Genomic DNA, 20,524 nt, shown 5'->3' on the forward strand with positions numbered 1-20,524 from the left:
GGTCAGGAGCGGGCGTAGACCTCCGGCTTGAGCACTCCGACGTACGGCAGCTCGCGGTAGCGCTCGCCGAAGTCGAGGCCGTATCCGACGACGAACTCAGTCGGGATGTCGAAGCCGACGTACTTGACCGGCACCGTCACCTTGACCGCGTCCGGCTTGCGGAACAACGCGACCACCTCGACGCTCGCCGCCGACCGCGACTCCAGATAACGCAGCAGCCAGGAGAGCGTCAGCCCGGAGTCGACGATGTCCTCCACGACGACGACGTGCCGGCCGGCGATGTCCCGATCGAGATCCTTGAGGATGCGCACCACGCCGGAGGAGGTGGTGCCCTGCCCGTACGACGAGATGGCCATGAAGTCCAGCTCGGCGGGGGGGCCCTGCCGGCCGAGCGCGCGGGCGAAGTCGGCCATGAACATGACCGCCCCCTTGAGTACGCAGACGAGCAGCAGCCCGTCCGTGACATGTGCGTAGTCCGCGGAGACCTGCTTGGCCAGTTCCGCGGTCTTCTCGCGGATCTGCGCCTCGGAAATGATCACGTGGTCGATGTCGGCGTCGTACCAGGAGCCGTCAGCCATGCCCATAGCCTGCCGTACGCCCTGCCTCCACCGTCGGCGGGGCCGCCCCTTTTCGGGCCACCCCGACCCCAGATTTTCTCGACGAAAGAGGCCAATCACCTCAGCATGGGTGAGATCGCCGTCGGCGACCCCCATCGGACGGCTTCCAGTCCGCGGAGTCACGGCTGTCGGCGGTCAGCCCGACGGCGGACAGGAGGGCGAGGAGCAGGAAGAAGAGCAGGAAGAACAGGAATCCCATGGCGGCGCTCGCTTTCTGGCGTCTGCTGGTGACGTGTCGCCGCCGGTGCGCACCGGACACCTGCCAGTCTGCGGAGCCCGCCTCCCGCCGGACAGTGGCAGGAATGCCATCCATCCTCGATTTTCCGCCACCTCTGCGGTTACCCTCGTCACATGCTCCATTCAGTCGCGGTTCTCGCCCTGGACGGGGTGGCGCCGTTCGAGCTGGGCGTGCTCGCCGAGGTGTTCGGCACCGACCGCACCGCCGACGGCCTGCCCGGCTACCGCTTCGACGTGTGCGGCCCGCAGGGCGCCCCGGTGCGCACCTCCGCCGGCTTCCACCTGGTGCCGACCGCCGACCTGGGCCCGATCGAGGAGGCCGACCTGGTCGCGGTCCCGGCGCACGATCCCGCCACCACCGCGCCAGCCCAGGTGCACGAGGCGCTACGCCGGGCCGCCGAGCGGGGGGCGTACCTGTTCAGCGTGTGTGCCGGCGCGTACCTGCTGGGCGAGGCGGGGCTGCTCGACGGGCGGGAGTGCACCACCCACTGGCGGCACGTCGACGAGTTGCAGCGTCGGCACCCCGGCGCCCGGGTCCGCTGCAACTCGCTCTACGTGCAGGACGGGCGCCTGCTCACCAGCGCGGGCACCGCCGCCGGCATCGACGCCTGCCTGCATTTGGTACGCCAGGAACACGGCTCGGCGACCGCCACCCGGCTCGCCCGACGGATGGTGGTGCCACCGCACCGCGACGGCGGGCAGGCCCAGTACATCGAGGCGCCGATCCCCAAGGCGCCGGAGGCGCCCACCCTGGAGCCGGTGCTGGAGTGGTTGATGGGACGCCTGGACCGGCAGACCACCGTCGACGAGCTGGCCGCGCGGGCCGGGATGGCCCCGCGTACGTTCGCCCGCCGGTTCCGCGCCGAGACCGGCACCACTCCGCACGACTGGCTGACCAACCAGCGGATCCTGCTGGCCCGCCGGCTGCTGGAGGACACCGGCCTCTCGGTGGAGGCGGTGGCCGACCGGGCCGGCTTCGGCGACGCCGCCGCCCTGCGGCACCACTTCACCCGCCGGGTCGGCGCCACCCCGCACGCGTACCGCACCACGTTCCGCGACCGCGTCCCCACCGGCTGACCGGCCAGGACGGCCGTCAGAAGCCCCCGGCGCCCCCGTCGACCCGGGACTCGGAGCCGACGACGTAGCCGCTCCCGGCACGGCGCCAGATCGCCTGGCCGTACCCGAAGACGGTGGGCTCGGGTGCGACGAGGACCTGGTGACCCCGGGCGCGCAGGTCGGCGACGATCGCCGCCCCGCCGGGTCCCGCGATCAGCTGCTCCTCGACGAGCAGCGAGCGGCCCGCGTGCCAGTACCAGCGCGGCGCGTCCAGCGCCGCCTGCGGGTCGAGCCCCGCGTCCACGGTCGCCGAGATCAGCTGCACGTGGCCCTGGGGCTGCATGTGGCCGCCCATCACCCCGAACGGTCCCACCGGCGCTCCCTGCCGGGTCAGGAAGCCGGGGATGATGGTGTGGTACGGCCGCTTCGCCGGACCGACCACGTTCGGGTGGCCCGCGTCCAGCCGGAAGCCGAGACCGCGGTTCTGCAGCACGAAGCCGTACCCGGGTGGCACCACGTGCGAGCCGAAGGCCAGGTAGGTGGACTGGATCAGGCTGACCATCATGCCGCCCTCGTCGGCCGTGCAGAGGTATACCGTCCCGCCGCGCTCCGGTGTGCCGGCCACCGGGTCGGCGGCGGCGTCCGTGACGGCCTCCCGGCGCTGCGCGAGGTACCCGGGCGCGAGTAACTCCGCCACCGGTACCGGCGTCCGGTCGGGGTCCGCGACGTGGGCGTGGGCGTCGGCGAAGCCGAGCTTGACCGCCTCGATCTGCCGGTGCAGCCACCGCGACCCCGCCGCCGGCGTGAACCCGTCGAGGATGCCCAGGGCGAGCAGGGCGGCCAGGCCCTGCCCGTTCGGCGGCAGCTCCCAGACCTCGTGGTTCCGGTAGCGCACCGACACCGGATCGACCCAGGTGCCGGCGTGTGCCGCCAGGTCGTCGGCGGTGAGCAGGCCGCCGGTGCGGGCGGCGTGGTCGGCCAGGGCGGCGGAGATCCGCCCCCGGTAGAACTCCTCCGCCCGGCTCTGCGCGATCAGCCGCAGGGTCCGCGCCGCGTCCGGGTTCCGCCACCGTTCGCCCGCCCGGGGAGCCCGCCCGCCGGGCGCGAAGACCCGCCCGAACCCCGCGTACTCGGGGCCGCTCAGCCCGGCGTGCCCGGCGACCGCCCGGGACCAGGCCGCCGCCGTGGCGGTGGAGACGGGATGCCCGTGCTCGGCGTACCCGATGGCGTCGGCGAAGAGGTCGGCGAAGGGCAGCGAGCCGAACCGGTCGTGCAGGTCACGCCAGCCCGCCGGCACGCCCGGCACGGTCACCGGCAGCCAGCCCCGGGCCGGCATCGCCGGGCCGGCCGCCTGCGTGCCACCCAGCGCGTCGGCGGGTCCGGCGCCCCGCCCGCCGGTCGCGGCGAGCACCCGTTCGCGGGTCAGCCCGGCGGGCGACCGGCCGGAGGCGTTCAGGCCGTGCAGCCGCTTGCCGTCCCAGACGATGGCGAAGAGGTCGCCACCAATGTCGTTCGACGGCGGCTGCACGACGGTGAGGGTGATGGCGGTGGCCAGCGCGGCGTCGACGGCGTTGCCGCCCCGCCGCAGCACGGCCAGACCCGCGGCCATGGCCAGCGGCTGGCTGGTGGCCACCGCGGCCCGCGGGGCGAAGAGCGGTCGCCGGGGGAAGGTCATTCGTCGATCTTGCCGTCCGGCACCGGCGGCGCCTCCGGCAGCAGCCGGTCGGCGTGCCGGCGCACCCGCAGCCCGCCCGGCAGGTACGTCACCCGCTGCCCGCGCCACGCCGTGACCAGCGTGTCCAGCGCGGCGACGTGCCGGTGCGACAGGGCGGCCGGCGGTGCGCCCAACTCGTGGGCCCAGGCACGCAGCACCCGGCCGCGCAGCGCGGGGGCCAGGTCGGCCAGCGCCTTGACGGCCAGTCCACCGTCGGGATGCCGCGCCCCGATCAGGGCCGCACCGGCAAGCTCGTCCAGGACCGCGTTGTCCGCCGCCACCAGCGTGGCGGTACGGGCGAGGTTGTCCAGCACCCCGGGCCCGAGCGTCCGGACCAGGAGCGGCAACACGTCGGCCCGGATCCGGGAGCGGGCGTACGCGGGGTCACTGTTGTGCGGGTCCTCCCACGGCGTCAGCCCGAGCACCGCGCACGCGGCACGGGTCTCGTCCCGCCCGATCTCCAACAGCGGTCGTACGAGAGGGATGCCGGCCAGATCCCGACGCGCCGGCATCCCGGCGAGCCCGCGCGGGCCGGCGCCCCGGGCCAGTGCGAGCAGCACCGTCTCCGCCTGGTCGTCCCGGGTGTGCCCGGTGAGCAGCGCCGCCGCGTCGTGCCGCCCGGCGACCTCGGTCAGCGCCTGGTAGCGGGCCTCGCGGGCGGCCGCCTCCGGGCCGCCCGGCCGGCCGGTGACCTCGACCCGGACCACCTCGACCGGCGCCAGTCCGGCCCCCTCCGCCCAGCGCGCCACCGCCGCCGCCCGCCGCGCCGACCCGTCCTGTAACCCGTGGTCGACGGTGACCAGCCCGGCGGTACGTCCCGTCCGGGGCGCCACGAACGCGGTGGCCGCCGCCAGGGCGAGCGAGTCGGCCCCACCGGAGCAGGCGACCAGCACCGGACCGTACGCCGGCAGGTCGGCCAGCGCGCGGCGGACCGCGACCCGGATCGCGGCGACCGACGGGGCGAGCGGGGCCACCGCTCAGCCGGCGGTCGGCACCGGGCCGACCGGCCCGTGCACCCGCGCCACCCAGGCGTCCGGCTCGCTCAGCTCGGCCAGCCGGGGCAGGGTCAGCGGCGACTCGAAGACCCGGTTGAAGCCCGCCATGCCCACCCGGTCCACCACCGCGTGCACGAACCTGCGGCCCTCCGCGTACTGCCGCATCTTCACGTCGATGCCGATCAGCCGCCGGATCGCCTTCTCCACCGGGTTCCCGGCCTCGCGGCGCCGGTTGAAGCCGGCCCGGATCCGTTCGACGCTCGGGATCACCTGCGGGCCGACGCCGTCCATCACGAACTCGGCGTGCCCCTCCAGCAGGGTCATCAGCGCGGTCAGCCGGTCCAGCACGGCCCGCTGCCCCGGCGTCTGGACGATGTCCAGCACGCTGGCCCGGCTCTGCGGGTCGCGGACCGCGTCGGCGAGGGTACTCACGCCGCGGCGCAGCCGCTCCAGCAGGTGCTCGCCACCCTGCGCGGCGTCGACGAAGGCCTGCACCTCACCGAGGAAGTACGCCCGCATCCACGGCACCGCGGTGAACTGCGTCCGATGGGTCACCTCGTGTAGGCAGACCCAGAGCCGGAAGTCACGCGGATCGGCGCCCAGCTTGCGCTCCACCTCGACGATGTTCGGCGCGACCAGCAGCAGTTGCCCCGGGTCGGCGGAGAAGACCTCGTACTGCCCGAGCACCCGGCCGGACAGGTAGGCCAGCACGGTGCCCGCCTGCACTCCCGTCACCCGGGACCCGACGGCCTCGGTGAACGCGCCGGGCTGCTTGTCCTGCGAGAGCCGGCCGACCAGCGGGGTGATCACCTCACGCAGTCCGGCGACGTTGGTCGCGGCCCAGTCGCGCCGGTCGACCACCCGCACCGGCGGGTGAGCGACCTGCGAGGTCAACCCGGTGTAGTCGGCGACGTGCCCGGCCGCCTCGTCGGTCAACCGGCGCAGCCCGGAGACCACCTCGGTGGCCTCGTCGTACGTCACCCGGGGGCCCGACTTACCCAGAGCCCCCGCGGTAGCGGTGGCCAGATCCCAGTCCACGAACTGCGCCATGCCACCCACCGTACCCGCGCCGCAAACTCCACCCGGCCGGGCGACGCAGCGCCGGCCCGCCGGCCGGACCCGCCGCGATCCGCCCAGCGGTTCAGCGGCAGCCGCAGGTGGCCAGGGCGGCGGCGATCCGGTCCAGGGCCGCCCGGGCCGGCTCCATCCCGGCCGGCGGCACCTCGTCGGTGAGCACGGCGAAGGTGAGCAGCCGCCCCTCGGCCGTGGTCACCACCCCCGCGATGGCATGCACCCGGGTCAACGTGCCGGTCTTGGCGCGGACCACGCCGGCACCGGCGGCCGTGCCGGGTGCGGCGCCGTAGCGGTCGCGCAGCGTGCCGGACCAGCCCCCGACGGGCAGTCCGCCGAAGATTGCGGCGAGTTCGGGCCGCTCCGGGCTGGCCGCGAGCGCCAGGAGTTCGGTCAGCAGCGCAGGGCTGATCAGATTCTTCCGGGACAGCCCGCTGCCGTCGGCGAGGGACAGCCCGCTCACCGGCAGAGCCAGCTCGGACACCACCTCGGCCATCGCCGTGGCGGCACCGGCGAACGAGGCGGGCTGGTCGCGGGCCAGCGCGACCTGGCGGGCCAGCGCCTCGGCCACGATGTTGTCACTCTCGCTGATCATGATGTCGACCAGGCGGATCAGCGGCGGCGAATGCACCACGCCCAGTTCGGCCCCGGGCGCGGTGTCGCCGGCCGGCCCACCGGTCGCCTCGGTCGCCGCCGGCGGGGCGGTGCCCTTCCGCACGGCGTCGGCCGGCACACCGAGCAGTTGGGCGAAGGCTCGGCCGGCGGCCAGGTCCGGCTGGGGAACCCGCTCGGCCCAACCCTGGCCGGCCTTCGGGTCCTTGCGCGCACCGTCGAGCATCAGCGCGGTGATCGCCCCGCCGTAGCCGCCGGTGGGGATGTCGTCGTCCCAGCCGGGTCCGTACACCGGGCCGGAGTAGCGCGAGGAGTCGACGACGATCCTGGTGGGGGTGGCTCCGCCCAGCGCCGTACGCACCTGGTCGGCGAGGTCGGCGAGGCTCGCGGCCCCCGGATAGAAGCCCTTGGCGCCGGCCGCCAGCGTCGGATCCCCGCCGCCGACGATCACCACCTCACCCGGCTGCGCGCCGGCCACCGCCCGGGTCGGTATCCGGTGGCCGGGGCCGCGGGCGGTCAACACCGTCACGGCGGTCAACAGCTTGGTCACCGACGCCGGCACGGTCCCCTCGCCGCCGCCACGGTCGAAGAGCGGCTCCCCGGTCAGCGCGTCGGCCACCGCCACGTTGACCCGGCCGCCCAGGGCGGCGTCGCCGACCAGCGGTTCGAGCACGGCTCGGAGCCCTTCGACGCTGGGCAGCGGCGCGCCGATGTCGGCGGCCGCCAGCACCGCGACCGGCGTGGACTCCGCCGGCTCGCTGGCCGCCGGTGCGGTGGGAGCGTCGCCCAGCCACCGGCCCACCGGCCCGGGTCGGACCACGACCAGCCCCACCGCGACCAGTACGAGCACCAGCCCGACGGCGAGCACCAGCGGCCACCGCCGGCGCGGGGACGGCGTGGCGGCCGGACCCGCCGGAGCGGGGGCCGACCCGGCTGCAACCGGGGCGGAGCCCGCCGGAACCGGGGCGGAGCCCGCAGCAGCGGGCGCCGGGCTAGTCGGGGCGGCGGCGCCCGGCACGACGGCGCGGCCCGAGGCGGCGCCCCTGGTCGGCGTCGCCGGGAAGGACTCGGTGGATGCCGGCCTCACGGGGGCCGGGTTCACGGGAGCCGGGGGTGCCGGCGAGATGGGCGGTGTCGGGGGTTGCGCCCGGAGTACCTGCGCGTCCGGCACCGGTACCCGCCCGGCCGCCGGCTTCGCCGACGGTTGGCCGTTACCACCTTCGGCGGCACCGCCCGGACGGTAGTGTGAATCTTCCCTCCCCACGACCCCCTCCTCCCGACCGGGAACCGGCCTGGGTGACACTACTTCGGTCCGAAGACTATGCGGCTGCCGGAGTCGGCGGGTGAGCATTCACCCGGCCCGGCCGCCGGTTCCGTCAAGCCAGCGTGGGCCAACGAGGGAGCGTGCAGATGGATTTCGACGTCACGGTTGAGATCCCCAAGGGTCACCGCAACAAGTACGAGGTGGACCACGTCACCGGCCGGATCCGGCTGGACCGCACGCTCTTCACCTCCACGCAGTACCCGGCCGACTACGGCTTCATCGAGGGCACCCTGGGTGCGGACGGCGATCCGCTGGACGCCCTGGTGCTGGTGCCCGAGCCGACCTTCCCGGGTTGCCTGATCCGGTGCCGCACCATCGGCATGTTCCGGATGACCGACGAGAAGGGCGGCGACGACAAGGTCCTCTGCGTGCCGTACGAGGACCCGCGGCAGGAGCACCTGCGCGACATCCACCACCTCGGCGAGTTCGACCGGCTGGAGATCCAGCACTTCTTCGAGGTCTACAAGGACCTGGAGCCGGGCAAGTCGGTCGAGGGTGCGACCTGGGTGGGGCGCACCGAGGCCGAGGCCGAGATCCATGCGTCGTACCGCCGGGCCAGGGAGGCCGAGGAACGCGGCGAGCCCACGCACTGACACACGTCCGTCCGGGCCCGGGGATCGAGCTAACCGAGCAGTTCCCGGGCCTGCTCGTAGAGGCCGAGCACGGCGCAGGTCACCGGCACCACCGAGACCACCAGGGCGGTGTCGGTGAGGTCGGCGAGCCGGCCGACATACGGGGAGACCGGCCGGCGGGCGTAGGTCGTGCCGGCGGCCACCACCAGCAGGGCGATCAGCAGCCCACCGGCCACCAGGGCGAGCCGACCCGGCTGCCCGGTGGCATTGGCGAGCACCCCGCCGAGGACCGCGAACCCGGCCAGCCCGGCGAGCACCGGCGGCACCCGGTGCCGCACCGCCACGAAGAGCCGGGCGCGTAACAGCAGCACCGCCGAGGTCACCGCGACGAGCAGCCGACCGGCGGTGCCACCGGTGGCAACGACGACCAACGCGGCGCCCACGGCCAGCACGGCGTGCCCGATCAACATCCCGGTCAGCATCTCCCCGCTGCGGGCCACCGCCGCGTACACCCGGCCCCGGTCCGGCAGGTCACGCGCCCGGTCCGGATCGTCCGGGGCACCGGTGGGCAGGGTGATGGGCGGCAGCGGTACCCGGCCCAGCCGGATGGCCAGCAGCGGGACCGCTCCGATCGCGAAGGCCAGCACGCAGAGCAGCACGGCGGCCGCACCGGCCGGACCGAGCAGCAGTCCGACGAGGGCGGCCGGCCCGCCGGCCGCGCCCACCACCACGCCGGCCACGAAGACGGGCCGCCGGGTGGCCACCCCGAGCAGCCCGAGCACCGACACCAGCAGCAACGCCACCGAACCGGCGAGCAGCTCCGCCGCACCGATCCAGCGCAGCGGGCCGAACAGCCCGACCGGATCGCCCGAGGCGACGGCGAGGGCACCGGCCACTGCGGCGTACGGCAGCGCGCAGCCGCCGAGGGTGGCGCCGGCCGGTCCGTCGCCCTGGGCCCGGGAGAGCGCGGTGCCGGCCAGCAGGAGCAGCACCGCCACCAGGGTCGCGGCCAGCCAGCCGGCGGGGTCGCCCGGTCCGCCGAGGACCAGGGCGAGCAGGCCGACCGCGAGCGGGAAGCCGGCGCCGGCGAGCGCGGCGCACCGGGTGGCCCGGGGTGACCACGCCGCGCCCTGCCGGCGAGCACCGTCGGCGATGGCCTCCACCACGTCGTCGTACTCAAGCTCGGGCCACTCGGCGCGGGCCGGCACCAGGTGCAGCACCTCGCCGTCGCGTACGCCCTGGGCGAGCAGCGCCTGCCCGCCGGTCAGCACGCTGCCGTCGGCGCGGCGGAGCCGCCAACCGCCGTGCCGTTCGCCGTCGTCGGCGAGCCCCTCGCCGGCGTGGCGCAGCACCTCGGGCAGCAGCTCGGCGAGGGGAACCTGCTCCGGCAGCGCAACGTCGACCCGCCGTCGGGGTGCGTTGACGGTGACCCGGGCCAGCCCGACTGTCATCGGCCGATCTCCATCCCAAGCGGGGCGGCTGCTGTGCGGACGGAAAGACTTTACCTACCATGAGCCAGGCTCGCGTCACCGTGCGTTGTCAGGAGAGCAGGTCGAGTGTCCAGTGTCGTGATCCGGCGTCCGGAGCGGCGCCCCGCGCCCGAGATTCCGGTCGGTGACCTGCCGGTGCAGGCGCCCCCGGAGATTCCGGCCGGCACCGGCGCCCGCTGGCAGCAGATGCTGATGGTGCTGCCGATGCTCGGTGGCACGGTCGCGATGGCGATGATGTTCGGCCGGGGTGGCGGCGCCTACGCGTACGTGGTCGGCGGCATGTTCGGCCTCTCCTCGCTGGCGATGCTGATGACCTCCTGGGGCAGCGCCGCGGGCACCCCGAAGAAGTCCGAGATGATGGCGGCCCGCCGGGAGTACCTGCGGCACCTCACGACCCTGCGCCGCCAGGTCCGCCAGACCGCGGCGCGGCAGCGCGCCGGCCTCTGCTACCGGCACCCGGACCCGTCGGTGCTCTGGTCGACGGTGCAGAGCCACCGGGTCTGGGAGCGACGCCCCACCGATCCGGACTTCGCGGTGGTCCGGGTCGCCGTCGGGCCGCAGACCCTCGCCACCCCGCTGATCCCGCCGGTCACCCGTCCGTTGGAGGAGCTGGAGCCGATGACCGCCGGCGCCCTGCGCCGCTTCCTGGACGCGTACTCCGTGGTGCCCGACCTGCCGGTGGCCGTGTCGCTGCGCAGCTTCGCCCGGATCTTCGTCCGGGCCACACCGGTCGGCCCGACCGGATCACCGGCCGCGCAGGCGCTGGCCCGGGCGATGCTCACCCAGCTCGCGGTCTTCCACGCTCCGGACGAACTGCTCGTCGCGGTCTGCGCCGGCCCGGAGCGACGCGGCGTCTGGGAGTGGGTCAAGTGGCTGCCGCACGCCCAGCATCCGACCCGCCACGACGCCCTCGGCCCGGTGCGGCTGGTCACCAGTTCCGCGGTGGAGCTGGAGCGGCTGCTCGGCGAGGCGCTGGCCAGCCGCTCCCGGTTCAGCCCGGCCGGGCCGGCGACCGACGGGCCGCACCTGGTGGTCGTGCTCGACGGGGGCGACCTCACCGGCGCCACCGAGCTGGCCGGGGACGGTGGCATCGACGCGGTCACCCTGATCGACCTGGACACCGCGCCGCCGCGCCTGCTCGACCGGTTCGCGTTACTGCTGGAGCTGCGGGGCGGTCGGCTGCACTCGCACTCGGCGGACGGGCCGGCCGAGGTCGGCGCGGCCGACACGCTGGAGATCACCGAGGCCGAGGCGGTGGCCCGCCGACTCGCGCCGCTGCGCCTGGCCGCCGCCCGGGGTGCCGACGCGTCACCCGGCGCCGAGCCGGGCCTGCCGGAGTTGCTCGGCATCGGCGATCCAGAGGGTTTCACCGCGGAGCAGGGTTGGCTGCCGAGATCGGCGCGGGAACGGCTGCGGGTGCCGATCGGCGTCGGCGTGGACGGTGGCGCCGTGGAGTTGGACCTGAAGGAGTCGGCGCAGGACGGCATGGGTCCGCACGGGCTGCTGATCGGTGCCACCGGCTCCGGCAAGTCCGAACTGCTCCGTACGCTGGTGCTCGGGCTGGCCACCACCCACTCCTCGGAGCAGCTCAACTTCGTGCTGGTGGACTTCAAGGGCGGGGCCACGTTCGCCTCGTTCGACCGGCTGCCGCACACCGCCGCCGTGATCACCAATCTGGCGGACGCGTTGCCGCTGGTCGACCGAATGGTCGACGCAATCAACGGCGAGCTGGTCCGCCGGCAGGAACTGCTGCGCCGGGCCGGCAACTACGCCAGCCTGCGCGACTACGAGCGCGCGCGGGCGGCCGGCGGTCCGCTGGCCCCGCTGCCGTCGCTGCTGCTGATCTGCGACGAGTTCTCCGAACTGCTGTCGGCCAAGCCCGACTTCATCGACCTGTTCGTCCAGATCGGCCGGCTGGGCCGGTCGCTCGGCGTGCACCTGCTGCTGGCGAGCCAGCGCCTGGAGGAGGGGCGGCTGCGCGGGCTCGACACCCACCTGTCGTACCGGATCGGTCTGCGCACCTTCTCCGCGCTGGAGTCCCGCACGGTGCTCGGGGCACCGGACGCGCACGAACTGCCCCGCTCGCCGGGGCACGGCTTCCTTCGGTACGGCACCGAGCCGCTGCTGCGGTTCAAGGCCGCGTACGTCTCCGGGGCGGTGCAGCCGCGCGGCCCGGCGGCCGGTGCATCCGGACCGGCCGGTCCCCGCCTGCTCTCCTTCTCCACCCACTTCACCCCCGCGCCGCAGCCGCCCACCCCGCCGACCGTCCAGGACGAGAAGCCCCGGGAGACCCTGCTGGGTCTGCTGGTCGACCGGCTGGCCGGGCAGGGGGTGCCGGCGCACCAGGTGTGGCTGCCGCCGCTGGCCGACGCCCCGGTCATGGACGAACTCGGCGGCCCGCTGACGGTCGACGACGGCCGAGGGCTGACCTTCGGCAATCCCGAGTTGCACGGCGCCTTGCAGGTGCCGGTGGCCGTGGTCGACAAACCGTACGAGCAGCGGCGCGACCTGCTCTGGCTGACGCTGGACGGCGCGGCCGGCCACGTCGCGGTGGTCGGCGGTACGCAGAGCGGCAAGTCCACCGCACTCCGTACGCTGATCTGCGCGCTGGCACTCACCCACACCCCGGCCGAGGTGCAGGTCTACTGCCTCGACTTCGGTGGCGGCGGGCTGGCCGCGGTGCGCGACCTGCCGCACGTCGGCGGGGTCACCGGGCGGGCCGACCCGACCGGCGTACGGCGCACCGTGGGCGAGATGTCGACCGTGCTCGCCGACCGGGAACGCACCTTCGCCGAACTCGGCGTGGAGTCGATGGCCGCCTGGCGGCAGCGACGCCGCCACCAGGACACGACCGGTGAACCCCGCACCGACCCCTTCGGCGACGTGTTTCTCGTTGTCGACGGGTGGTCGACCCTGCGCGGCGAGTACGACGACCTGGAGCCGCTGATCACCGACCTGGCCACCCGGGGGCTCTCCTACGGACTGCACGTGGTGGCCACGGCGGTGCGCTGGCTGGACTTCCGGCCGGCCATCCGGGACCTCTTCGGTTCCCGGCTCGAGCTGCGGCTCGGTGACCCGTCCGACTCGCTCGTCGCCCGGCGCGCCGCGCACCACGTGCCGGAACGGGCGCCGGGGCGGGGCGTCACCCCGGAGGGCCTGCACTTCCTCACCGCGCTACCGCAGGCGACCGGCACGGACACCGCCGGGCTGGTGAAGCAGGTCAGCGAGGGCTGGGCCGGGCCGGTCGCACCCCGGGTGCGGCTGCTCCCGGCCGTGCTGCCGTACGCCGACCTCGACCTCGACGCCACCACCGGCCTGAGCATCCCGGTCGGGATCGCCGAGGCCGACCTGCACCCGGTGGTCCTCGACTTCACCACGGAGCCGCACTTCGTGGTCTACGGCGACGCGGAGTGCGGCAAGTCGTCGTTCCTGCGCGCCCTGGCCGCCACGATCGTCACCCGGTTCACCCCGGAGCAGGCCCGGGTGATCCTGGTGGACTACCGGCGGAGCCTGCTCGGTGCGATCTCCACGCCACACCTGATCGGGTACGGCACCGCCGCCGCGCACACCGCCGAACTGGTCGAGTCGGCCGCCGGCTACCTGCAGGGTCGGACGCCCGGCCCCGAGGTCGGCCCGGCGCAGTTGCGCGACCGGTCGTGGTGGTCCGGTCCGGAACTGTTCGTGCTGGTCGACGACTACGACCTGGTCGCGAGCGGGCCGGCGAACCCGCTGCGGGCGCTGGAGGAGCACCTGCCGCACGCCCGCGATGTCGGGCTGCACCTGGTGCTGGTCCGACGCTCCGGTGGCGCGGCCCGCGCCCAGTACGAGCCGGTGGTGCAGCGGCTACGCGAACTGTCCACCTCGGGCCTGGTGATGTCGGGGAGCCCGGAGGAGGGCGCGCTGGTCGGCCCGGTCCGGCCCGGGCCGCTGCCGCCCGGGCGCGGCCGGTTGTTCACCCGACGCGAAGGCGTACGCCTGGTCCAACTGGCTCACCTGCCGCCACAGTGATGCCGAGTCCACGGAACGTCCCTAGAGACGCGGCGGAACCGGTAATCTCCGATCGTCATGTGTCCCGCGACGAATGGCTGAGGATGTGACCAGGGTGCGGCACAGCGGCCTGCCAGGGGCCGGACGGTTGGCTCACCGGGCGCTGCTCGCGACGGCCGCCACCGTCCTGTCCGCCGCCGTCGCGGTGGTTCCCGCCGCGGCCGTGCCGCTCACGGTCCCCACCCTCGGCGTGCCGGTGGCCTACGCACCGGACCCGGCGGGACGCGCTGACCAGGTCCGCGACGAGCAGTGGCAGCTCGACAAGTTGGGTGCGCAGATCGCGTGGCGCACGTCGACCGGGCGGGGCGTGGTCGTCGCGGTGATCGATTCCGGGGTGGACGGTTCCCACCCCGACCTGGCCGGCCAGGTGCTGCCCGGGCTCGACCTGGTCGCCACGGACGGTGCCGCCGAGCCGGATCCGGTCGGGCACGGCACGACGGTGGCCGGTCTGATCGCCGGGCGCAACGACGATCGCCAGGGCGTGGTGGGGCTGGCGCCGGACGCCCGGATCCTGCCCGTACGGGTCCTCGACGCGGAGAACCGTTACGACGACGCGCTGATCGTGGCCAAGGGCGTCCGGTGGGCGGTCGACAACGGCGCCAAGGTGATCAACCTGTCGCTCGGCGGCAACGGCGACAGCCCGGCGCTGGCCGCGGCGATCGACTACGCCTTCGCGAGGGACGTGGTGGTGATCGCCTGCACCGGCAACCTTGCCACCTCGCCCGAGGCGAAGGTGTGGTATCCGGCCCGGGAACCGGGCGTGATCGCGGTCTCCGGCCTGGAACGCAACAGCGACAACCTGTGGAGCGGTGCGATCACCGGCCGGGCCACCATCCTCACCGCCCCGGCCAGCGGGCTCGTCGGCGCTCGCCCGCCCGGCGGGTACTGGCGGGTGCAGGGCACCAGCTTCGCGGCGCCACTGGTCGCCGCCACCGCCGCCCTGGTGCGGGCCCGTTACCCGCAGATGTCCGCCGGCGACGTGGTGAACCGGCTGCTCGTCACCGCCAAGGACATCGGCCCCACCGGGCGGGACGAGCGGTTCGGTTACGGCCTGGTGGACCCGGTCGCGGCGCTGACCGCGGAGGTGCCGCTGGTGCACCAGAACCCGCTGGACGACAACGACCCGCCGGGGGTGACCGGGTTCGGCGCGGCACCCGGCTCGGTGACGACGGGCGACCCCGACGCCGAACAGCTCGGCCTGACCGGGGCGCGGCAGGAGACCCAGTGGCGGGCCCGCGCCGCCGGGGCGCAGGACGACGCCGGCGCGGAGCGGCTCTGGATCGGGTCGGCCATTCTCCTCGCCCTGCTCACCGGCGCCGCGCTCATGGTGCGCCGGTTCCGGCAGGCGCCCCGCTGACCGTCGCGGCACGAATCCGCCCGAACCCGGGTACCCGACCCGTCGACGCGGGTAGAACGGTCGTCGTGGGAATCGGTCGGCGCGGCGCGGCGCCACTCTCCGGGCGTGGTTCCCACCTGCCAGCGACCGGAGCGCGGGGGCCGAGGCGCGCCCCGGGTGCCTCCGGCGTGGTGATGCTCGTGCCATTCGCACTGCTCGCCACGCTGGTGCTGAGCGACTGGCCGCCGCTGCGCCGGCTCGACGTGGCGGTCACCGCGCACCTGCACGGGTACGCCCTGGACCACCCGGCCTGGGTCCGGACGATGAGCGTCTGGACCGACGCCTTCGCCCCGATGCCGCTGCGGGTGGCGGCACTGGCACTGGTGATCTGGCTGGCCAGCCGTGGCGCCCGGCGGCTCGCCGTCTGGGCCACCACGACCATGGTGCTCGGCGGCCTGCTCGCGCCGCTGCTCAAGCTGCTCGTCGGCCGTCCACGACCGGACCTGCCCGACCCGGTGGCGCAGGCGCCCGGCCTGGCCTTTCCCTCGGGGCACGCGCTGAACGCGGTACTCGCCGCCGGAGTTCTCCTGGTGGTGTTCCTGCCCCGCACCGGGGCCCGGTCCACGGCCCGCGCGGCGGTCTGGCTCGGTGCCCTGCTGATCGCCGTGGTGACCGGGTTCAGCCGGGTCGCCCTCGGCGTGCACTGGACCAGCGACGTGCTCGCCGGATGGCTGCTCGGTGCGGCGGTGGTCGCCGCCACCACCGCCGTCTTCACCGTCTGGCCCCGGCCTGCACCCGAGAACCGGCGCCCGCCACCTGGCAGGTGACCGTCAGGTGCACTCGCCGGTCTCGACGCCCCGGGTACGCTCCGCGCCGGCCAGGGCCACCGGCCGTGCCTCGGCGGCGGTGACCGCGAAGCCGGTGTTCGGGTCGTCGGCTGCCGCCGCGAAGATGACCCCCAGCACCAGGCCGTTGGAGGAGACCAGCGGCCCGCCGGAGTTGCCGCTGCGGACCAGCGCCCGGATCGTGTAGATCTCCCGGGTCACGTTCCCCGACGAGTAGATGTCCGGCCCGGTGATCCGGTCGACGTCACGGACCCGCGCCGACTGGGCGTTGTACGGCCCGTCGAGCGGGAACCCGAGCACGACGGCATCCGCGCCGGTGGAGGCGTTGCCGGCGGCGAACCGCATCGACGGGCCGGGCAGCCCGGGCACGTAGAGCACGGCCAGGTCCCGGTCCGGGTCGTAGACGACCACCTCGCCCTCGTACCGGTCCCCGCGCAACTCCACCGCCACCGAGCGGGTGCCGGCGACCACATGCGCGTTGGTCATCACCCGGTCGTCGGCGTACACGAAGCCGGAGCCCTCTATCCGCCGGGAACAGCTCGGCGCCGAACCGAGCACCTTGACCACCGAGCGTTGACCGTTGCTCACCACCTCGGAGCCGGCGAGCGCCGGGTCGGGCGGCTCGACCTGCCGGGCCTGGGTACGCCGCAGCCCCTCGAAGACGTCCGGGAACCCGTTGGTGTCGACGGTGTCGCGCAGCGCCGTGGAGAGCTGCTGAGCCTGGTCGGGCAGCACCCGGTCGACCACGTTGAGCAACGCGCTGCTGCGGACGGAGGCGGCCAACCACGGCAGCGAGGAGGAGCCGAGCGGCACGGCCACCAGCCAGGCGACCAGGAGCACCGCGAAGAGCGAGACGAAGGCGCCACCGACATCGTCGGCCCGCCGCCCCACGTCACTGGCGATGGTGCGACGCAGGTGGGAGCCGAGCCAGCCGGCCAGCGCCTGGCCCACCACGGCGAGGCCGAAGATGGCGACCAGCGAGATCAGCACCCGGGTGCCGCCGTCCACGAACTGCTGGGCGAACATCGGCCCGATCTGCAGTCCGATCAGGGCGCCGAGGAAAAAGCCGGAGAACGAGAGCACCCCGATGACGAACCCCTGTCGGTATCCGCTGATCGCGAACACGAGCATGAGCAACAGCAGTACGAGATCCACGGCCGACACGGCTCAAGCGTACGGGCCAGGGGCTCGCGCGATGACGATCGCTTGCGGAAGGTAGCGGTCCGATCAGCGCAGGGCGCTCTCGTCGACGTCGTCGGTGCCGGCCGACGGGGCGGGGGACGCGCCGGTCGGCGGAAGATCGATCACCCGGCGCCGGGACCACGGCCGGCTCCAGCCACCCATCTCCAGCAACGCGGCGAGCACCCCGGCGGTGAAGCCCCAGACGAGCATCCCGCGCACGGAGAAGGCCGGGCCGACCCAGCCGCTCGGATGGCGTACCCGCACCCGGTTGTCCGGGTCGACCAGCTCGGCGATCGGCAGCCGGGCGACGTGGGCCACCTCGGCCGGCTCCCGGGAATGCACCGGGTGCGGCGCGTGCCACCAGGCGAGCACCGGCGTCACCACGAAGTCGCTGACCGGAATCCACAGCCTCGGCAGTTGGGCCAGGACGGTGACGCTGACCGGGTCGAGACCGACCTCCTCGTTCGCCTCGCGCAGCGCCGTCGCGGCGGCGTCGGCATCCTCCGGGTCGGCCGCCCCGCCGGGAAACGCCGGCTGGCCGGCATGGTTGCGCAGGGTGGCGGCTCGCTGGAGGACCAGCACATCCGGGCCGGTGGCGACATCCTCGCCGAGCAGCACCAGCACGGCGCTCTCCCGGCCGCCGCGATCCGGCGTACGCAGCTGAGTGAAATCCTCGGTACGCGCGGTGCCGAGCCGATCCAGCAGCGGCCCCATCCATTCCGGCGGCTGCGCACCCGCTCGCTCACGCTTGCTCATGTTGGCACCGTGAGGCCGAGGTGTTGGTGGACGAGTGCGGCGAGGCGGGCGTCGTCCAGCGCGCCCGAGCTGTCGATGTGCCGGATCCCGCCCTGCGCGTCCACGAAGATGGTCAGCGGGATCGCGGTGCGGCGCAGCGCTCGCTGCACCGCCTCGCCCTGGTCGACCAGCATCGGGAACCGTACGCCGAAATCCTCGCCGATCGACTGCGCCGCGGCGCGGCTGTCCCGGCTGTTCACTCCGACCACCCGCAACTGCCCCTCGGCACGCTCGCTGAGCCGCTGGAAGGCGGGCAGCTCCTTGCGGCAGGGCGGGCACCAGGAGGCCCAGATGTTGACCACCGCCGGCCCGCGCACGTCCCGCAGGGCGATCGGGGCACCGCCGGTGAAGCAGGTGAGGGTCAGCTCGGGCAGCAGATCGCCCGCCGCCCCGCCGGGACCGTCCGCCTTATCGGGGCCGGGCGCCTCACCACGGCCGGCGGGGTCGCCGGCGAGGCCGGCGCAGTCCTGGAACGGTGACGGGCGGGCGGCGGCCGCATCCTGGCGGGTCGGCCCGGGCGCCTCGGTGTCGGCGGTGCAGGCGGCCGTGCCCAGCAGCACCAGCGGCAGGGAGAGCAGGGCGAGCCGGCGGATCACGGCGCCTCCGCCCGGACCGCCTGCACCGGCACCAGCTCGGGATCGATGCCGGCGGCGACCGCGAGGTCGCGGGCGCGGGGGCCCTTGAGCAGCTTCGCCGCGGCGGCCGGCTCGGTCGGCCCGGTGCCGTACGCAGGGCAGAGCTTCGCCAGCGTGCACGCCCCGCAGGCGGGCTTGCGGGCGTGGCAGACCCGGCGGCCGTGGAAGATGATCCGGTGCGACAGCATGGTCCAGTCGCGCTTCGGGAACATCGCCCCGATCTCATGCTCGATCTTGACCGGGTCGGTCTCGGTGGTCAGCCCCCAGCGGTGCGCCAACCGTTGGAAGTGGGTGTCGACGGTGATGCCGGGCACGTCGAACGCGTTACCGAGGATGACGTTGGCGGTCTTGCGACCGATCCCGGGCAGGGTGACCAGGTCGGCCAGCCGGCCGGGGACCTGGCCGTCGTACCGCTCCACCAGGGCCTGACCGAGCTGGATCAGCGAGTTGGTCTTGTTGCGGTAGAAGCCGGTCGGCCGGATCATCTCCTCCATCTCGCCGCGATCCGCCCCGGCGTAGTCGGTGGCCGTCGGGTAGCGGGCGAAGAGCTTCGGAGTGACCTCGTTGACCTTCTTGTCGGTGCACTGGGCCGAGAGGATCGTGGCGACGGCCAGCTCCAGCGCGTTGCCGTGGTCGAGTTCGCAGTGCGCGTCGGGGTGCGTCTCGGTCAGCACGCGGCCGATCCGCCGCGCCCGACGCGTACGACCCAGGTCGGTCTCGGTGGCGCTTCTGGTCACGACGGCCAGCCTACGTCGCCGGCCCGACTCTTCCGGACGCCCTCTGCCGACGGGCCGCAGATCGCCCCTAGGGTGCGTTGATCTTTCCGGAGTCGGTGAAGCGGGCGCCGGATTCCGGGAAGTCGAGCTTGGTGAGATCCCGGAGCAGCCCGAGGCCGCGATCGTCGGGATCGACCGTCGGCTTGCGGACCCCGTCCATGTAGGTGGAGGTGAACGAGCCGCCGGCCCAGGTGCCGTCGGCTTCGAGCGACACCTTCAGCACCCCGCCCCAGCCGAGGCGGCCGGTGTTGCTCAACGAGTTGCCGCCGCCGGCGAAGTTGCCCAGGCTGTACGCGATCAGCCGGCCCTTGTAGAACTCCATGCCGCGCAGCACGTGCGGACCGTGGCCGACGACCAGGTCGGCGCCGGAGTCGATCATCGCGCGGGAGAACTTGATCGGGTCGCCCCGGTTCTCACCGAGGAACATCTCGGTGCCCGGCCGCACCCGCGTCATCTCCGACCCCTCGGCACCCATGTGCACCTGCACCACGACGATGTCGGCCTGCTCGGCGGCCTTCTCGATCACCTTCTTCGCGGCCGGGATGTCGACCAGGCTGTTCGACCAGCGGTACGACGAGAACCCGGCGACGGCGACCTTGACGCCCTTGACCTCGACCACCGTGATCTGGTCGGGCGCACCGGTGTGCGCGAGGCCGTGCTCCTCCAGCGCCTTCTGGGTGTTCTCGTACCCCTTCGGCCCGAAGTCGTAGCCGTGGTTGTTTGCCTGGTTGAGCAGGTCGAACCCGGCGTCGGCGAGATGTGCGGCGTACTCCGGTGGGGCCCGGAACTGGAAGCAGCGGGTGGAGTTCGCCCCGCACTTGCCGGTGCCCGTGTCCACGGTCAACGGCTCTTCCAGGTTGCCCATCACCAGGTCGGCGGCGAGCGCCTTCTTGACCGAGTCGAAGAAGCCCTTGCCGTTGTTGGGCGGCAGCCGGTTCGGCGCCATGGCCATGACGATGTCGCCGGTGGCGGAGAGCGAGATCTTCTTGACGGCGGGGGCGCTCGACCCGACCGGCGCGCCCGTGTCACCGCCGCCCGTGCCGGGCTGCCAGATCGGACCCTCGTCGGTGGTGGCACAGCCGGCGAGGAGGAGGGCAGCCAGCAGCCCTCCGAGCGCGGCCACGGCGTGACGACGCGGTCGGGGCGGTCGGGGCGCGAGGGGGGCGCGAGCGTACATCGTGAGCGACCCTACCGTCCGGGTAATGCGACGACGACGGCCG

At 74.2% G+C, this 20,524-nt stretch carries 17 protein-coding genes; 5 read left to right on the forward strand and 12 right to left on the reverse strand.

Going from position 1 to position 20,524, the window contains the following annotated elements; genetic code table 11:
• Nucleotides 1–2 precede the first annotated feature (2 nt).
• Together hpt and O7615_RS10795 are read right to left on the reverse strand one after the other, a co-directional pair.
• Nucleotides 3–578: a hypoxanthine phosphoribosyltransferase gene (gene hpt / locus O7615_RS10790; RefSeq protein WP_013736289.1), complete on the reverse strand. Its 576-nt coding sequence runs from the start codon at nucleotides 576–578 to the stop codon at nucleotides 3–5.
• Nucleotides 579–678: 100 nt separating this feature from the next.
• A complete protein-coding gene (locus O7615_RS10795; protein WP_278177288.1) occupies nucleotides 679–930 on the reverse strand; it encodes a hypothetical protein in 252 nt (83 codons plus the stop codon).
• Between the two features lie 38 nt (nucleotides 931–968).
• Here O7615_RS10795 and O7615_RS10800 point away from each other — a divergent pair, with 38 nt between their 5' ends.
• On the forward strand, nucleotides 969–1,931 hold the full coding sequence (locus O7615_RS10800; protein ID WP_278177290.1) for a helix-turn-helix domain-containing protein: 963 nt from the start codon (nucleotides 969–971) through the stop codon (nucleotides 1,929–1,931).
• Between the two features lie 16 nt (nucleotides 1,932–1,947).
• Here O7615_RS10800 and O7615_RS10805 read toward each other — a convergent pair whose 3' ends face one another.
• From O7615_RS10805 to dacB, 4 genes are all read right to left on the reverse strand, one after another.
• On the reverse strand, nucleotides 1,948–3,585 hold the full coding sequence (locus tag O7615_RS10805; protein ID WP_278177291.1) for a gamma-glutamyltransferase family protein: 1,638 nt from the start codon (nucleotides 3,583–3,585) through the stop codon (nucleotides 1,948–1,950).
• Nucleotides 3,582–4,598 carry a tRNA lysidine(34) synthetase TilS gene (gene tilS, locus O7615_RS10810; RefSeq protein ID WP_278177292.1) on the reverse strand — a complete coding sequence of 339 codons (1,017 nt, stop codon included), beginning with the start codon at nucleotides 4,596–4,598 and terminating at the stop codon, nucleotides 3,582–3,584. Before tilS ends, O7615_RS10805 begins: the two co-directional genes overlap by 4 nt.
• 3 nt (nucleotides 4,599–4,601) lie before the next feature.
• Nucleotides 4,602–5,669: a zinc-dependent metalloprotease gene (locus tag O7615_RS10815; RefSeq protein WP_278177293.1), complete on the reverse strand. Its 1,068-nt coding sequence runs from the start codon at nucleotides 5,667–5,669 to the stop codon at nucleotides 4,602–4,604.
• A 91-nt stretch (nucleotides 5,670–5,760) separates the two neighbouring features.
• On the reverse strand, nucleotides 5,761–7,173 hold the full coding sequence (gene dacB / locus O7615_RS10820) for a D-alanyl-D-alanine carboxypeptidase/D-alanyl-D-alanine-endopeptidase (RefSeq protein WP_278182061.1): 1,413 nt from the start codon (nucleotides 7,171–7,173) through the stop codon (nucleotides 5,761–5,763).
• A gap of 539 nt (nucleotides 7,174–7,712) precedes the next feature.
• On the opposite strand from dacB, the gene O7615_RS10825 reads away from it, so the two are divergent.
• A complete protein-coding gene (locus O7615_RS10825; RefSeq protein WP_278177295.1) occupies nucleotides 7,713–8,219 on the forward strand; it encodes an inorganic diphosphatase in 507 nt (168 codons plus the stop codon).
• Between the two features lie 29 nt (nucleotides 8,220–8,248).
• On the opposite strand, the gene eccD is transcribed toward O7615_RS10825, so the two are convergent.
• Nucleotides 8,249–9,649 (reverse strand): type VII secretion integral membrane protein EccD, encoded by a 1,401-nt coding sequence (gene eccD, locus O7615_RS10830; protein ID WP_278177297.1) that lies wholly within the window; start codon nucleotides 9,647–9,649, stop codon nucleotides 8,249–8,251.
• A 105-nt stretch (nucleotides 9,650–9,754) separates the two neighbouring features.
• Here eccD and eccCa point away from each other — a divergent pair, with 105 nt between their 5' ends.
• The 3 genes from eccCa to O7615_RS10845 all read left to right on the forward strand — a co-directional run bounded on the left by eccCa (nucleotide 9,755) and on the right by O7615_RS10845 (nucleotide 15,898).
• Complete coding sequence (eccCa, locus tag O7615_RS10835) at nucleotides 9,755–13,696, forward strand: type VII secretion protein EccCa (protein WP_278177298.1); 3,942 nt, start codon at nucleotides 9,755–9,757, stop codon at nucleotides 13,694–13,696.
• Between the two features lie 73 nt (nucleotides 13,697–13,769).
• Nucleotides 13,770–15,092, forward strand: coding sequence for a type VII secretion-associated serine protease mycosin (gene mycP, locus O7615_RS10840; protein WP_278177300.1), 1,323 nt, complete (start codon nucleotides 13,770–13,772; stop codon nucleotides 15,090–15,092).
• Between the two features lie 173 nt (nucleotides 15,093–15,265).
• Nucleotides 15,266–15,898 carry a phosphatase PAP2 family protein gene (locus O7615_RS10845; protein ID WP_278182062.1) on the forward strand — a complete coding sequence of 211 codons (633 nt, stop codon included), beginning with the start codon at nucleotides 15,266–15,268 and terminating at the stop codon, nucleotides 15,896–15,898.
• Nucleotides 15,899–15,901: 3 nt separating this feature from the next.
• On the opposite strand, the gene O7615_RS10850 is transcribed toward O7615_RS10845, so the two are convergent.
• The 5 genes from O7615_RS10850 to O7615_RS10870 all read right to left on the reverse strand — a co-directional run bounded on the left by O7615_RS10850 (nucleotide 15,902) and on the right by O7615_RS10870 (nucleotide 20,481).
• On the reverse strand, nucleotides 15,902–17,080 hold the full coding sequence (locus O7615_RS10850) for a MarP family serine protease (protein ID WP_278177301.1): 1,179 nt from the start codon (nucleotides 17,078–17,080) through the stop codon (nucleotides 15,902–15,904).
• A 63-nt stretch (nucleotides 17,081–17,143) separates the two neighbouring features.
• Nucleotides 17,144–17,854 (reverse strand): CoA pyrophosphatase, encoded by a 711-nt coding sequence (locus tag O7615_RS10855; RefSeq protein ID WP_278177302.1) that lies wholly within the window; start codon nucleotides 17,852–17,854, stop codon nucleotides 17,144–17,146.
• Nucleotides 17,851–18,462, reverse strand: coding sequence for a TlpA disulfide reductase family protein (locus tag O7615_RS10860; RefSeq protein ID WP_278182063.1), 612 nt, complete (start codon nucleotides 18,460–18,462; stop codon nucleotides 17,851–17,853). The genes O7615_RS10855 and O7615_RS10860 overlap by 4 nt, the downstream gene beginning before the upstream one ends.
• Before the next feature lie 23 nt (nucleotides 18,463–18,485).
• A complete protein-coding gene (nth, locus tag O7615_RS10865) occupies nucleotides 18,486–19,265 on the reverse strand; it encodes an endonuclease III (RefSeq protein WP_278177303.1) in 780 nt (259 codons plus the stop codon).
• Between the two features lie 67 nt (nucleotides 19,266–19,332).
• Entirely contained in the window at nucleotides 19,333–20,481 is a 1,149-nt protein-coding gene (locus O7615_RS10870) for a CapA family protein (RefSeq protein WP_278177304.1), read from the reverse strand.
• Nucleotides 20,482–20,524: the final 43 nt, after the last annotated feature.

The sequence above is a fragment of the Micromonospora sp. WMMD1082 genome (assembly GCF_029626175.1).
Classification (GTDB): domain Bacteria; phylum Actinomycetota; class Actinomycetes; order Mycobacteriales; family Micromonosporaceae; genus Micromonospora.